Below are 14929 nucleotides of genomic sequence, written 5' to 3' on the forward strand. Positions count from 1 at the left end.
GTAGAACATCATGCAGATCGGCATGATCGGGCTGGGCAAGATGGGCGGCAACATGGCCGAGCGGCTGCGCCGCGGCGGCCACGACGTCGTCGGCTATGACCGGGATCCGGCCGTCAGCGACGTGACCAGCCTGAAAGAGCTGGCCGAACGTCTGCAGACGCCGCGCGCGGTCTGGGTCATGGTCCCCGCCGGCAAACCCACTCAGACCACCATCGACGATCTCGGTGAACTGCTCAGTGAGGGCGACATCGTCATCGACGGTGGAAACTCCCACTATGTGGATGACCAGAAGCACGCCGCCGAGCTGTCCGAGAAGGGCATCGGCTTCGTCGACTGCGGCGTGAGCGGCGGCGTGTGGGGCCTGCAGAACGGCTACGCGCTCATGTGCGGCGGCGACCAGGCCAACGTCGAGCGCGTCATGCCGATCTTCGAGACGCTCAAGCCCGAGGGCGAGGACGGCTTCGTCCACGCGGGCGACGTCGGCGCCGGGCACTTCGCGAAGATGGTCCACAACGGCATCGAATACGGCATGATGCAGGCGTTCGCGGAGGGCTGGGAGCTGCTGGAGGCCTCCGACGTCGTCAAGGACGTCAAGGGCTCCTTCAGCAGCTGGCGCACCGGCACCGTGATCCGCTCCTGGCTGCTCGACCTGATGGTGCGGGCGCTGGACGACGACGAGCACCTCGAACAGCTCCGTGGTTACGCACAGGACTCCGGAGAGGGCCGCTGGACGGTCCAGGCCGCCGTGGACCACGCGGTCCCGCTGCCGGTCATCACCGCCGCGCTCTACGCCAGGTTCGCCTCGCGCCAGGACGACTCGCCCGCGATGAAGGTCGTGGCGGCGCTGCGCAACCAGTTCGGCGGCCATGCCACCACCTCGACGGAGGGCAGCACCGGCAAGGGCGCCGACTCCCCCGGGGCCGACGTGACCCCGCCCCGCGAAGTCGATCGCTAACGGTTTTCCACAGGAACGCATGCCGGTGACCCCGGTGACCCGCGAGGCGGACTAACCTTCGTGGGGTGCATGTCGCCCACCTCTCGCTGACCGACTTCCGGTCCTACGCCTCCGTGGAGCTCGGCCTGGAGCCGGGCGTCACGGCGTTCGTCGGGCCCAATGGCCAGGGCAAGACCAACCTGGTCGAGGCTCTCGGCTACGTCGCGACGCACGCCAGTCACCGGGTGGCCAACGACGCCCCGCTCGTGCGGCAGGGCGCCACGCGCGCGATCGTGCGCTGCGCCGTCCACAGGGACGACCGGCGGGCGCTGGTCGAGCTGGAGATCAACCCGGGGCGGGCCAACCGCGCCCGGCTCAACCGCTCCCCCGCGTCCAAGGCCCGCGACGTCATCGGCCTGCTGCGCACGGTGTTGTTCGCCCCCGAGGACCTGTCGTTGTCCAAGGGCGACCCGTCCGAGCGCCGCCGCTTCCTCGACGAGCTGCTGGTGGCCAGGGCGCCCAGGTTCGCCGGCGTCCGCGCCGACTACGAGCGGGTGCTGAAGCAGCGCGGCGCGCTGCTGCGCACGGCCGCGCAGGCCCGCAGAGGCGGCAGGAGCGCCAGACGGCAGGACCGTGAAAGCGGGTTCGACGCGGCGGGCGCGGGCGACGTGCTGAGCACCCTGGAGGTGTGGGACGCCCACCTCGCCAAGCACGGCGCGGAGCTGTTGCGGGGGCGGCTGGAGCTCATCGAGGCGCTGCGCCCGCTGGTGGCCGGATCCTATGCCGCGCTGGCTCCGTCGAGCGCTCCCGCGACGCTCGCCTACCGCAGCACGTTGTCCACAGGTGGGGATCCAGGTGAGGGTGTCTCGGAGGGCGAAGTCCCCGGTGAGCGGGGATCTTTCGATACACAGACGTTATCCACAGACTTGGGGAAAACCCTTGAAGAAGCTCTGCGGGAGCGGCTATTGGAGGTCCGCTCGTCGGAGCTCGAACGAGGGGTCACACTCGTCGGTCCGCACCGCGACGACCTGATACTCGGGCTCGGCGATCTGCCTGCCCGGGGTTACGCCAGCCATGGCGAGTCGTGGTCGTTCGCGCTGGCGCTGCGGCTGGCGGCGTACGACCTGCTCCGGGCCGACGGCGGCGATCCCGTGCTGATCCTCGACGACGTGTTCGCCGAGCTCGACAGCCAGCGCCGCAGGCGGCTGGCCGAGATGGTGGCGCCGGCCGAGCAGGTGCTCATCACCGCGGCCGTGCCCGATGACGTGCCCCAGGAGCTGGCGGGAGGCAGGTTCGACGTCGCGGAGGGGAGTGTGACCCGTGTCCGGTGAGCAACAGGGCGGCGGCGAGAACGCCACCGCCAAGGGCGTGGCCATGGCCAGGGAGAAGCTCGCCCAGGCCAAGGCCGACGCCGCCAAACGCGGTCAGCTCCCCCGGCGCGAGCCCAGGCGCAAGGCCGCGGGGCCGCGCAGGGATGCCGGCGATCCCCAGCTTTTCGGTCGCGCGATCGCCGACCTGCTGGCCGACCGCGGCTGGGAGCGTTCCGCGGCGGTCGGCGCGGTGTTCGGGCGCTGGATCGACATCGTGGGCCCCGACCTCGCCCAGCACACCAAGCCCGAGTCCTTCCACGAGGGGGAGGTGCTGGTGGTGGCCGATTCGACCGCGTGGGCGACGCAGGTGCGGCTGCTCGCGCGCACCCTCGTACGCAGGCTGAACGAGGAGCTCGGCGACGGCACGGTGACGAAGGTCAAGGTCAGAGGCCCGCAGAACGCTCCGCGCCCTTCGGGGGGATTGCGGGTGACCGGAAGTAGGGGTCCCGGCGACACCTACGGATAGCCGCGTCCAGCGGCTCCAAGGCTCGTGCTTGCACCGCTCCGGTTGTGCTTCGAGGGCGATCAGACAGCCGGAGACGCGATAAGCCCCCTTTCCGGAGGGGGGATGCTTGACAGGGGGCAAATCGAGCTAGAGGGCATCACAGGCGCGTTCATTGCCACCTTGACCCTCCGGAAGCGGTAGAATGAAAAAGGATTCCGGACACGTCCGCTTGCGTGTCACCCCGGCAGCAAGTCGACTCCCCCGGGTGACCGCGCATCGGGGCACTCACGACGGTGACGGGCACGGTAGGGGCAGCTTTCGCGGTTGATCGCCTCCCCCGCCGCGTGTCCGCGGCAGGAGGATTACGCAGTTGTCCTACGACGCTAGCTCAATCACCGTACTCGAGGGGCTTGAGGCGGTTCGCAAGCGCCCGGGTATGTATATCGGCTCCACCGGCGAACGTGGTCTGCACCATCTCGTCACAGAGATCGTGGACAACGCGGTGGACGAGGCCCTGGCCGGCTACGCCGACCTCATCGACATCACACTCTTGGCCGACAACGGCGTACGCGTCATCGACAACGGCCGGGGCATCCCCACGGGCATCCACCCGGTGGAGAAGCGCTCCGCCGTCGAGGTCGTGCTCACCACGCTGCACGCGGGCGGCAAGTTCGACAGCCAGTCCTACGCGGTCTCCGGCGGCCTGCATGGCGTCGGCTCCGCCGTCGTCAACGCGCTGTCCACCGCCATGGACGTCGAGGTCAAGCAGAACGGCTACTACTGGCGCCAGCGCTACGAGATGTCCAAGCCCACGGCCCCGCTGGCCAAGGGCGAGGAGACCGACGAGAGCGGCACCACGATCACGTTCTGGCCCGACCCCGACGTCTTCGAGACCACGACGTGGAACTACGAGATGCTCTCGCGGCGGTTCCAGGAGATGGCCTTCCTCAACAAGGGCCTGACGATCACGCTGACCGACGAGCGTCCCGACCACGTCAACGGTGAGGTGCACACCGTCACCTACTGCTACCAGGGCGGCCTGGCCGACTTCGTCCAGCACCTCAACACCAAGAAGGAGCCGGCGCACGCGTCGATCATCGCCTTCGACGAGGAGGGCGACGGCATCGCGGTCGAGATCGCGATGCAGTGGAACAACTCCTACTCCGAATCGGTCTACACCTTCGCCAACACCATCAACACAGCCGAGGGCGGCACCCACGAGGAGGGCTTCCGCGCGGCGCTGACGACGATCGTCAACCGCTACGCGCGCGAGCAGAAGTTCCTCAAGGAGGGCAAGGACGACAACCTCTCAGGCGAGGACGTCCGCGAGGGGCTGACCGCGATCATCTCGGTCAAGCTGTCCGACCCGCAGTTCGAGGGTCAGACGAAGACCAAGCTCGGCAACACCGAGGCCAAGTCGTTCGTGCAGAAGGCCTGCAACGACCACCTGCGCGACTGGTTCGAGCGCAACCCCGGCGAGGCCAAGGACATCATCAACAAGTCCCTGCAGGCCTCCCGCGCCCGCCTCGCGGCCCGCCAGGCGCGCGACCTGACCAGGCGCAAGTCGCTGCTTGAGTCGGGCAGCGGACTGCCGGGCAAGCTGGCCGACTGCCAGTGGAACGACCCGGAGAAGTGCGAGCTGTTCATCGTCGAGGGCGACTCGGCCGGCGGCTCGGCCAAGGGCGGCCGCGACTCGCGCTTCCAGGCGATCCTGCCCATCCGCGGCAAGATCCTCAACGTCGAGAAGGCGCGGATCGACAAGGTTCTGAAGAACAACGAGGTCCAGGCGCTGATCACGGCGCTGGGCACCGGTGTGCACGACGAGTTCGACATCGCCAAGCTGCGCTACCACAAGGTCATCCTCATGGCCGACGCCGACGTGGACGGTCAGCACATCAACACGCTGCTGCTCACGCTGCTGTTCAGGTTCATGCGGCCGCTGATCGAGGCCGGTCACGTCTACCTGTCGTGCCCGCCGCTCTACAAGATCAAGTGGGACCGCAAGGGCGAGGACGCCTCCTACGCCTACTCCGACCCCGAGCGTGACGCGGTCATCGCCGACGGCATCGCCAACGGCAAGCCCGACCCTCGGCCGCGCGACAACGTACAGCGCTTCAAGGGGCTGGGCGAGATGAACGCAGGCCAGCTCTGGGAGACCACGATGAACCCGGAGACCCGACTGCTGCGCCAGGTCACACTCGACGACGCGGCGCAGGCCGACGACCTGTTCAGCGTGCTGATGGGCGAGGACGTCGAGGCGCGGCGCGACTTCATCATCCGCAATGCGCGCGACGTGCGCTTCCTCGACGTTTAGCCAGTAAAAGGACCTTTACCTGTGACGGACGTGAACACCACTCCCCCGGCTGACCGCATCGAGCCTGTGGACATCCAGTCCGAGATGCAGCGCAGTTACATGGACTACGCGATGTCCGTCATCGTGTCCAGAGCGCTGCCGGACGTGCGAGACGGTCTCAAGCCGGTGCACCGGCGGGTGCTCTACGCGATGTACGACGGTGGCTACCGTCCCGACCGCGGCTACTTCAAGTGCGCCCGCGTCGTCGGCGACGTGATGGGCACCTACCACCCGCACGGCGACACCTCGATCTACGACGCTCTGGTGCGCCTGGCGCAGCCATGGTCGCTGCGATACCCGCTGGTCGACGGGCAGGGCAACTTCGGTTCGCCCGGCAACGACCCGGCGGCGGCGATGCGCTACACCGAGTGCAAGCTCGCGCCCATCGCCATGGAGATGCTGCGGGACATCGACAAGGAGACCGTCGACTTCCGCCCCAACTACGACGGCAAGTCGCAGGAGCCCGACGTCCTGCCGGCGCGCTTCCCGCAACTGCTGGTCAACGGCTCGGGCGGGATCGCGGTCGGCATGGCCACCAACATCCCCTCGCACAACCTGCGCGAGGTCGCCTCGGCGGTCAAGTGGTACCTGGAGAACCCCGAGGCCGACGACGAGGAGCTGCTCGAGGCTTCGATCAGGCTCGTCAAGGGGCCCGACTTCCCGACCAAGGGGCTGATCGTCGGGCGGCGGGGCATCGAGGACGCCTACCGCACCGGGCGCGGCTCGATCACCATGCGGGCCGTGGTCGAGGTCGAGGAGGACAAGGGGCGGCAGGCCCTGGTCGTCACCGAGCTCCCGTACCAGGTCAATCCCGACAACCTCGCCCTCAAGATCGCCGAGCTGGTCCGTGAGGGCAAGCTGACCGGCATCGCCGACGTACGCGACGAGAGCTCCTCGCGGGTGGGGCAGCGCCTCGTCATCGTGCTCAAGCGCGACGCGGTCGCCAAGGTCGTGCTCAACAACCTGTACAAGCACACCCAGCTCCAGGACACCTTCGGCGCCAACATGCTGGCGCTGGTGGACGGCGTGCCGCGGACGCTGCGGCTCGACCAGTTCATCCGGCACTACGTGGCGCACCAGGTCGAGGTCATCGTCCGCAGGACCCGCTACCTGCTGCGCAAGGCCGAGGAGCGGGCGCACATCCTGAGTGGCCTGCTGAAGGCCCTGGAGCGGCTCGACGAGGTCATCGCGCTGATCCGGGCCTCGGAGTCCGCCTCGCACGCCCAGCAGGGCCTCATAAGCCTGCTGGAGATCGACGAGATCCAGGCTCAGGCCATCCTCGACATGCAGCTGCGCAAGCTGGCCGCCCTGGAGCGGCAGGCCATCCAGGACGAGCACGACTCGCTGATGACGCAGATCGCCGAGTACAACGCGATCCTGGCCAGCGAGAGCCGCCAGCGCGAGATCATCAACGAGGAGCTCGCGGAGGTCGTCGGCCGCTACGGCGACGACCGGAAGACCGAGATCATCGCCTACGACGGTGACATGTCGATCGAGGACCTCATCGCCGAGGACGAGATCGTCGTCACGATCACCAGGGGCGGCTACGCCAAGCGCACCCGTACCGACTCCTACCGGGCGCAGAAGCGCGGCGGTAAGGGCGTACGCGGTGCTCAGCTGCGCCAGGACGACATCGTCGACCACTTCTTCGTCACCACGACCCACCACTGGTTGTTGTTCTTCACGAACAAGGGCCGGGTCTACCGGGTCAAGGCGTACGAACTGCCCGAGGTCGCGCGTGACGCCCGGGGCATGCATCTCGCGAACCTTCTCGCCATGCAGCCCGACGAAACAGTCATGGAGGTTCTCGACCTACGCGACTACAACGTCGCCCCTTATCTCGTCCTCGCCACCCGTAGCGGGCTGGTCAAGAAGACACGCCTGTCCGAGTACGACTCCCCCCGGTCCGGCGGTCTGATCGCCATCAACCTGCGGGATGACGACGAGGTCATCGGAGCCAGACTGGTCTCCGAGTCCGACGATCTGCTGCTCGTCTCCAGGAGCGCGCAGTCGATCAGGTTCACCGCCTCCGATGAGGCGCTTCGTCCCATGGGACGGGCGACCAGCGGCGTCATCGGCATGAGGTTCCTCGAAGGTGACGAACTTCTCGCCATGAATCGCATGGCGGACGGTCAAGATGTGCTTATCGCCACTAAGGCTGGGTACGCAAAACGGACGCCAGTGGAGCAGTATCCAGTCCAAGGACGTGGCGGTAGAGGCGTGCTTACTGCGAAAATCGTATCTTCCCGTGGCAAGCTGGTCGGAGCCGTCATGGTCAACCCAGAGGACGAGGTCTTCGCGATCACGTCCGCCGGCGGGGTGATCCGGACGAGTGCCGGTGAGATCAAGCAGTCCGGCCGCCAGACCATGGGAGTGCGATTGATGAATCTCGCTGAAGGCGACAGCGTGGTGGCCCTCGCCCGGAACGCGGAGTCCTTGGAGACTTCGGTGGAGAGTGAGGAAGACGGGGGAGGAGAATAATTCATGAGCGCCCAGGGTGGCCCCGCCAGAACAAAGGCGGCTTCGGGTAATGGACAACAACCGAAGAAGCCCGCAGTAACTGAGATCTTCGACGCGGTTGACGAAGGTCAGGACACCTCGCCCGCGCAGGGCAGGCCCGTTCCTGACCAGAAGGACAACCGGCCGTCGCCACCGCCACAGGTGGGTCCCGCCGGTCCAGGTGGCCCGGGCCCCGGTGGTCCCCATCATGGCCCGGGCGGTCCTAACGGCCCGAATGGGCCAGGCGGACCAGGGGGACCTGGCGGACCAGGCGGACCTGGTGGACCTGGTGGACTTGGTGGACCGCCCCCTCAGCCTGAGGGGAATGAGACGGTACGCCTGCGCCCGTCGCTGGCCACCGAGGCCCCGCCGGCCCTTGAGCTTTCCAGCAAGAAGAAGTCGAAAGGCGGTGGGGGCCGGCTCCCCCGCAAGGCCCACCTCGTCCTGCGCCGCGTCGAGCCGTGGTCGGCCATGAAGTTCAGCTTCGTGGTCTCCCTGGTCTGCTTCGTGGTGCTGTTCGTGGCGGTGGCCGTCCTGTACGGCGTGCTGTCGGCCTTGGGCGTGTTCGACTCGCTCGTCGATCTGGTCAACCAGCTTGGCCAGGGCGAGCAGGGGCAGAGCTCGATCCCGATCGACATCGCCTCCTGGTTCGAGCCGGTCCGGATCCTCGGCTACACGGCCCTGATCGGGGCTGTGAACGTCGTACTGATCACGGCTCTTTCCACGTTGGGGGCGGTCATCTACAACATCGCCTCCGACCTGGTGGGCGGCGTTGAGGTGACGTTCAGCGAGGCCGAATAAGGTCCGGTGCTCGCGCTGTGCTCCTTGTGGGTACGGCGCGAGCAGGCTGCCGGAGGCGGTAAGCTTTTCCTCGTTCCGAACAACGGGTTCGCCTCTGTAGGGCGGATGCGATAGCGTTCGGGGTGCGAGCGGGGCTATAGCTCAGACGGTTAGAGCGCTTCCCTGATAAGGAAGAGGTCCCAGGTTCAAGTCCTGGTAGCCCCACCCAGTTGACCAGCAGGAATAGCCACTTTCCGATCTTCGGGGAGTGGCTCTTTTGCTATCTGAGTGTCTATCTGCGTGACTAAGGTTCCCTGATCCTGGGGTCGATCTGGCGGCGGCTGAGTAGCCGCGTGGAGAGGTACCACCATGGTTGAGATCAACAAGCATGTGATCAACAACGGCTTAGACTTCCTTGAGAGCGCTGTTGAGTTGCTTGGGACTGGCGACAAGCGCGACACGAAGTACGCTGCTCTGCACTTGAGCGCCAGTATCGAGACCTTGCTCAAGGTTCGATTGGCTCGTGAACACTGGACACTCGTCGTGGCCGACCCCGCTAAGGCTCAGCGAACGAAGTACGAGACTGGAGACGTCAAGAGCGTCTCGATCGACCAGGCGTTGGATCGTCTAACGAAGATCGCCAACGTAGCCATCTCAGCTAAGGACCTCAGTTCGTTTCAAGGGCTGGGCCGAGTCCGTAACCAGATCGCTCATTTCGCTCTCATCGATGACGACCCCCTGGCGACGCAGGCAACGGTCGCCAGGGCGATGGAAGCACTCATCCGGTTCATCGAGCAGGAACTTGCTCCAGGAGCGGACGCGGAAGAGCAGGAAATTATCGATGCGACGTACACCCACGTCATGGAGCAGATCCACAAGATCAAGGTGCTAGTACGCGAACGGATGAAGGCCCTAACATCTACCATCGCCCAAACGGATCTGCCTGTCGTTAAGTGTCCCCAGTGCCTCCAGGACGCCTACTTGTTCGCTGATGGATCGCCTGGGGCGTGTCTGTTCTGCTCTTACGAGAAGCCGGGCGATGTTGCTGCGGACGACTACGCCTCCGGTGTTCTAGGCGAGAGCGAGTACCGGACCGTAAAGCACGGCGGTCGATGGATCATCACCTACTGTCACAACTGTTCTACTAAGGCTCTGGTAGAAGGGATTGTGACGGTTGGCGCAGTTGAGGCGACGCATGGGTGCTTTGCATGCGGCTACTCCGGCGACCTTGAAGATCTTGAGGAATGCACCGAATGTGGAGAGTGGGTTTCAGCTAAGCCAGACATGGTTGCTCTGTGTACGAACTGCTGGGACCGCAAGATCTACACAGACTGACAGGTCCGCCCCCAATACAGACAGGGGCGGACCTGCCAACGGTGATCACTCGTCGAAGATGCGGTCCATGACCACCGCGCCCTGCTGCAGGACTGGGCGGATCTGCTTTCGGTAAACCAGCTCTGTGACGGCGGTGCTGCTGTGACCTACGAGCCGGGAGATCTCTTCCAACGGCGTCCCGTTGTCGGACAGCAGGGAGACGAAGCTATGCCTCAACTCTCGAGGCGTCCACTCAGCAGGATTCAAGCTGGTGTGCTTGATGAGCCGCCGGAATGCTCGTCTTACGTTGGCCGCGTCTAGTTCGGTCCCAGCAGTGGAGGCGAACGCCAGACCGCGCTCAGACCAGACGTCGCCTTGCTCCTCCTGTTGAGCTGCCCGCTGCTGGATCAGCACGTCTACACACCGCTTGGGCAGTGCCAGCGTGCGGCGGGACTTACGCGTTTTGGTGTCTCCACCGTTCCGTACTGAACGCCACACGGCGATGTATGGGGGCACGGACGGGACGGCGTTGAGGTTGCCGACCAGGTCAACATGATCCCAGCGCAGCGCGCGTAGCTCCTCAGTGCGTGCTCCCGTAAGGAGAGACACCACGATGTATGCGTGCAGGCTTTTGCCCTCGGAAGCCTTCAAGACCTCCTCGGCCTGGGCCATCGTCAGGGCCTTGGACGGGCGGCCTTTCTGGCCTTGCGGGACGCGGCACAGCTCCACAACGTTCCGCCGTACCTTATCCCGTGCCATGGCCCGCTTGATGATCCGGTTCAGGCAGGAGTGGAGTCGGGACAGGGTGCTGGTGCTGAGCGACTTGGCCCTTTCCGCCAGCCACTTGTCCACATCCTGTGCACTTAGCTCGCGGAGCTTCCTCTTGCCGAGTGCCGGGATGATGTGGGTCTTGCACAGGATCGTGGTTGTGGTGACTGTGTTCGGGTCCAGCCCGCTGAGTCCGTAGGTCAGCCAGTCAGTTGTGGCCTGTGCGACGGTGTAGTTCCCCGGAGCAATAGTCAGACCGTCCTCGTAGTCGCGTAGGACTTCCTTGAGCTTGTTCTTGGCTTCGGTCTTGGTTTTGCCGCTCCCACGTTTCACGATCCGCTTGCCGCTCGGGTCGAATCCGAGGCTGGCTGTGGCGATCCAGCGTTGGCGTTTGTCGTCCCAGTGGAGGCCGCCGTCTCCTCTGCTGCGTCGCTTGGTCATCAGGCTGCTTCCTCTGCTTCCTTCTCCAGGAGGGCGATGTAGGCGCGGATGGCGGCGGGGGTGATGAGGCGGGCGCGGCCCTGTTTGACGGAGCGCAGGCGGCCGGTGCGGATCTGGTCGTAGATGACGGTGCGGCTCATGCGGAGCAGGTGCATGGCGTCGGTGACGCGGTAGAGCTGGGTGTCTGCGGGCCGGACGCTGTCCGGCGTTGAGGTGGTCAAAGGTGGGTCTCCTCATCGGCGGGGACAGCGGGGACGGCCAGCAGGGTTGCTTGTCCCTCGTGTTGGTGGGTGTTGGTGCTGGTGGTGGTGTGGCCGGGGACGGCTGGGACTGCGGGGACAGCTCCTGTGGTCTCTGTTCCGGGCAGGCGGTAGTGGCCGGTGGCGTTGACGCAGAGTTGGCCGTCGGCGTTCATGCGCTGGCAGGTCTTGCGGACGTTTTCGTGGGACAGGCCGGTGGCGTCGGCGATGGCTTTGGGTGTGCTGTTCGGGTTGGCGCGGACGTGGCGGGCGATGGCGGCGCGGGTGTCGGACAGGGTGTGGTCTTCGGGTGGGCCGTCCAGGAGTTGCCAGGTGCCGGCGGCGGGTTGGAAGGCCATGGCGTATTCGGCTTCTTCGACGTCGCGGCCGGTGACGTGCAGGACGCCGTCGGCGGTGCCTCTGGCGCGTTTGAGGACGAGGGTGGCGTCGGCGGCTCCGGCGATGCCGTTGGTGCCGGAGACTTCGCTCAGGAAGTCTTCGGAGGCCATCTTGCGGACGTGGTGGACCAGGACGACGGCGACGCCGTAGGTGTCGGCCAGGCGTTTGGCGCGGCTCATGGCGGCGTAGTCGGCGTCGTAGGCGGATAGGCCGGGTGCTGTGTTGCCTCGGATTTTGGCGAAGACGTCGATGACGACCAGGCGGGCGTTGGTGTGGCGGTCCAGCCAGCGGGCGATGGCCTCTTCCCCGCCCTGCGGGAGGGTGGGGCAGGTGGTGGCCAGGGTCAGGTCCTTGGGTGCGGGCTGGCCGCTGAGGATCTTGCCCATGCGGTTCTGGAGACGTCGGGCGGTGTCCTCAAGGGCTAGGTAGAGGACCGGACCGGGTTCGAGTTCGATGGCTTCCAGGGCCTTGGCACCGCTGGCGACGGCGATGCCGAGGCCGAGGCTGAGCCAGGACTTGCCGACCTTGGGCGGGCCCGCGAGCAGGCTGAGTCCTTCGGCGATGATCCCGGGGACCACCCAGCGGGGCTCCGGGAAGGTCATGGCCATCAGTTCGTCTGCGGTCCAGGAGGTGCGGAACGGTACGGGCTGGCTGGGTGCATGGACGGCATCACCGTTGACCAGGCGCAGGTGTGTGGGCTGGTCGGTCATGCGGCCACCGTTCGGGGACGGCGGGCTCCGGCGCGCAGGCCGGAGGCGATGGTGCGCTGGGCCTCGCGGTAGGGCTGGCCGATCTGCGTGGCTGCCTCCGTGAGCCACGAAGTGACGGCAGCGGCGTTCAGTTCTCCTCCGGCGACGAGCTGGCCGAGCGCGACGGATGCGAGGTAGAGCGCGTTGTTGTGGCCGTGAGGTGGTGAGCTGGCCACGCGTTGCAGCTCGCCGAGGACGGCGGCGCGGACGTAGGAGCCGTGACGATCGGATGCCAGGGGTACGGTGATGGGCTTCTGTGGTGGCAGCGGGGCTGGTTGTAGTCGTTCGACCAGCCAGGCCGGGAGCGGTGCGGGTGGGTTCGGGTGCAGGACTTGGTACGTGCCGGTGGCCTCGTGGTCGGTGACGTGGCTGCCTGGGCCGACGACGTAGCCGCCGTTGGCGCGGGTGTCGATGAGCCAGCCGAGGCCGCCGTTGCCGCCTTGGGTGTTCGTCAGGGTGACTCCATTGGGTGCGGTGAAGTACAGGTGCAGGCCGCCGCGCCGGGTGCGGACCTGGAAGGTCTCCAGTGGGAGCGGTTGTCCGGCTTGCTCGCAGATGGCGGCGAGGACGTCTGCGCCGTCTCGGATGCCGGGGCGGGTCCACTCGGGTGGTGGTTGCTCATTGGGCTTGGGCTGGTCCAGGTCGATCACGACCAGGTCGGACGGGCCGGTGGCGATGCCGATGTTGTACGGGCGGTGCCAGATGCGGCGGATGGTGGCCGGGTCGGTGGTGGTGCGGTGTTGCCAGGAGGTGAAGCCGCGGGGCGGGGTCTTGCCGTTCGGGGCGAGTGGGAAGACGTGCCAGCCTCGGGCGGCGGCTGCGAGGGCGTAGCGGGTCAAGTTCATGATCGGCATGGGTGCTCCAGTCAGCGGGTGGTGTCGCGGTGCAGGGCGCGGACGTGGTTCCAGACGTGGCGGCCGATTCGCAGGCGGAGGCCGGTGGCGTGGCAGCGGCGGCAGTCGTGGGTGCCGCGTCCGATGCGGTTGGGCAGGTGGCGCTTGCCCTGGCACTTCCGGCAGGTGTCGAACGGGCGAATCCAGCAAGTGATGGCGTAACGGAAGGTGAAGAACAGGGTGAAGATGATCACTGCGCTAGCGATGAGCGTGGCAGGGTCCATGGGTGGCCTCCTGGGCCGTTGTTGGGTGTCGTCAAGCGAGGGCGCTAGCGTGCTAACGCCCTAGCCAGGGCTTATTTCTGGTGCTAGCGGGGGTGCTAGCGATAGCAGGGTCAGCCGCTAGCGCTAGCACCCGCCGGCGGGGCTACTCGGTGCCGGTTCGGCGGTTACGTTCCGCGATGGCATCGGTGAGGTCGTCCAGGCGGATGCCGCGCCTGGTCACGGCCTTGCCGTCGATGCGGCGGCCGATCGCCTGGACGGCCACGCCGTGCGGCTTGAGTGCGGTAGTGAGCTGCTCGGAGGCCCAGCCGGTGTAGAAGTCGGGGCGCAGGTCGGCCAGGCGGGTGCACAGGGTCTCGTTCCACGCGGCGGTCTCGCCTGCGGGCCAGATCTGGGCGACGTCGGTCAGCAGGTCGAAGGTGGGTGCGTCCAGGCGGGTCTGAGTGCCCTCCTCGGGCAAGGTGCCGGCCAGGCCGCGTAGCTGCATGGCGCGGGCTACGACCTGCTTGGCAGCATCGGTGTCCACCATGAAGGAGCGGCGGGCGGCGGGCTTGCCCAGGCCGGACAGGATGCCCCAACCGGCCTCCTTGACCGGCTCGAAGATGGTGGCGCGGTAGCCGTTCTTGTACATCGAGGTGCCGAGGATCATGTCGTTGGCGACCTGGTCGGCCACCGACATGCAGTAGCGGGTGTTGACGTTGCGAGTGATGCCCGTCGGGAGGCTGTCCTTGTCCGGGATCTGGGTGCCAATCAGCAGGATCACGCCCAGGGCGCGGCCCAGCTTGATGACCTTCTCCAGGATCTCCCCGGCTTCCTTGCCGAACTTGCCGTGCAGGAACAGCTCCTGGATCTCGTCGATCGCGACGATCAGCGGGTGCAGCCCTGAGTCCTTCAGCGAGGCCAGTTCCGGGGTGACCTTGTTCTCGGGTGCCTTGCCGAGCTGGGCGAAGTGCGCGATGCGCTTGGAACGGCGCTCGCACTCCTTGTACAGCCAGCGGATCATCCCAGCGCAGCGGGCGATGGTCTCGTCGTCGAAGCCGTTGCCGTACTCGGTGCAGACCGGCTCCAGGACCTTGAAGTCACCGACGCCCTTGAGTTCGTAGATGCGCAGCTCGGCGCGCGGGTCCAGGCTGGCGGCCAGGACGGCCAGGCGCAGGGCGAAAGTCTTACCGGAGCCGGGCTGGCCGCCCACCAGCCAATTGCGGAACATCAGGGCGGCGTTGACCGTGTCCATGCGCGGGGTGGTGGCGAACGGGAACGGCTTGAACACGTCCACCTTGCCGTCCTTGAGTAGCGGCCAGGAGGGCTGCTTCATCTGCGAGGCGGGCTCGTAGCCGACCCACAGGGCCAGGCGCCCGGGGTGACCGTCGCCGGGCTCGGGCCACACCTGGTCCAGCGGGAGCCGCATGCCGGAGGCCAGCCGGCCACGCCGGGCCACGACGTCGGAGGCCTCCACGCCGAACGGCAGGTCGATGATGGCCAGGTGCCCGGGGCCGTCGCGGTGGATGTCCTGCGGGAAGCTGA

The 14929-nt window shown here is 66.7% G+C and carries 12 protein-coding genes, 1 tRNA gene and 1 pseudogene; 8 read left to right on the forward strand and 6 right to left on the reverse strand.

Translation table 11 applies throughout. The features are described from left to right. Positions 1–10: 10 nt before the first annotated feature. The 8 genes from gnd (at position 11) to ACFPZ3_RS05110 (ending at position 9716) form a co-directional block, all read left to right on the forward strand. Entirely contained in the window at positions 11–955 is a 945-nt protein-coding gene (gnd, locus tag ACFPZ3_RS05075; protein ID WP_379512751.1) for a phosphogluconate dehydrogenase (NAD(+)-dependent, decarboxylating), read from the forward strand. 65 nt (positions 956–1020) lie between these two features. Further along, entirely contained in the window at positions 1021–2265 is a 1245-nt protein-coding gene (gene recF / locus ACFPZ3_RS05080) for a DNA replication/repair protein RecF (protein ID WP_379512752.1), read from the forward strand. After that, positions 2255–2770 (forward strand): DciA family protein, encoded by a 516-nt coding sequence (locus ACFPZ3_RS05085; protein ID WP_379512753.1) that lies wholly within the window; start codon positions 2255–2257, stop codon positions 2768–2770. Before recF ends, ACFPZ3_RS05085 begins: the two co-directional genes overlap by 11 nt. Before the next feature lie 349 nt (positions 2771–3119). Then, positions 3120–5063 carry a DNA topoisomerase (ATP-hydrolyzing) subunit B gene (gene gyrB / locus ACFPZ3_RS05090; RefSeq protein ID WP_379512754.1) on the forward strand — a complete coding sequence of 648 codons (1944 nt, stop codon included), beginning with the start codon at positions 3120–3122 and terminating at the stop codon, positions 5061–5063. Between the two features lie 21 nt (positions 5064–5084). After that, positions 5085–7583: a DNA gyrase subunit A gene (gene gyrA / locus ACFPZ3_RS05095; RefSeq protein ID WP_379512755.1), complete on the forward strand. Its 2499-nt coding sequence runs from the start codon at positions 5085–5087 to the stop codon at positions 7581–7583. A 489-nt stretch (positions 7584–8072) separates the two neighbouring features. Next, positions 8073–8402 carry a DUF3566 domain-containing protein gene (locus ACFPZ3_RS05100; RefSeq protein WP_379512756.1) on the forward strand — a complete coding sequence of 110 codons (330 nt, stop codon included), beginning with the start codon at positions 8073–8075 and terminating at the stop codon, positions 8400–8402. A 130-nt stretch (positions 8403–8532) separates the two neighbouring features. Then, positions 8533–8606: transfer RNA gene (locus ACFPZ3_RS05105), tRNA-Ile, on the forward strand. Positions 8607–8750: 144 nt separating this feature from the next. After that, entirely contained in the window at positions 8751–9716 is a 966-nt protein-coding gene (locus tag ACFPZ3_RS05110; protein WP_379512757.1) for a hypothetical protein, read from the forward strand. 45 nt (positions 9717–9761) lie between these two features. Here the strand turns inward: ACFPZ3_RS05110 and ACFPZ3_RS05115 are convergent, their stop codons facing one another. The 6 genes and pseudogenes from ACFPZ3_RS05115 to ACFPZ3_RS05140 all read right to left on the reverse strand — a co-directional run. Continuing rightward, a complete protein-coding gene (locus ACFPZ3_RS05115) occupies positions 9762–10904 on the reverse strand; it encodes a site-specific integrase (RefSeq protein ID WP_379512758.1) in 1143 nt (380 codons plus the stop codon). Beyond that, positions 10904–11125, reverse strand: a complete 222-nt coding sequence (locus ACFPZ3_RS05120; protein ID WP_379512759.1) for a helix-turn-helix domain-containing protein — start codon at positions 11123–11125, stop codon at positions 10904–10906. The genes ACFPZ3_RS05115 and ACFPZ3_RS05120 overlap by 1 nt, the downstream gene beginning before the upstream one ends. Beyond that, complete coding sequence (locus ACFPZ3_RS05125) at positions 11122–12252, reverse strand: AAA family ATPase (protein ID WP_379512760.1); 1131 nt, start codon at positions 12250–12252, stop codon at positions 11122–11124. The genes ACFPZ3_RS05120 and ACFPZ3_RS05125 overlap by 4 nt, the downstream gene beginning before the upstream one ends. Next, on the reverse strand, positions 12249–13145 hold the full coding sequence (locus tag ACFPZ3_RS05130) for a bifunctional DNA primase/polymerase (RefSeq protein WP_379512761.1): 897 nt from the start codon (positions 13143–13145) through the stop codon (positions 12249–12251). The genes ACFPZ3_RS05125 and ACFPZ3_RS05130 overlap by 4 nt, the downstream gene beginning before the upstream one ends. 11 nt (positions 13146–13156) lie before the next feature. Further along, on the reverse strand, positions 13157–13408 hold the full coding sequence (locus tag ACFPZ3_RS05135) for a hypothetical protein (RefSeq protein ID WP_379512762.1): 252 nt from the start codon (positions 13406–13408) through the stop codon (positions 13157–13159). Between the two features lie 142 nt (positions 13409–13550). Continuing rightward, positions 13551–14929: pseudogene (locus tag ACFPZ3_RS05140) on the reverse strand (cell division protein FtsK); the annotation flags it as partial.

Source organism: Nonomuraea insulae, from assembly GCF_042656245.1.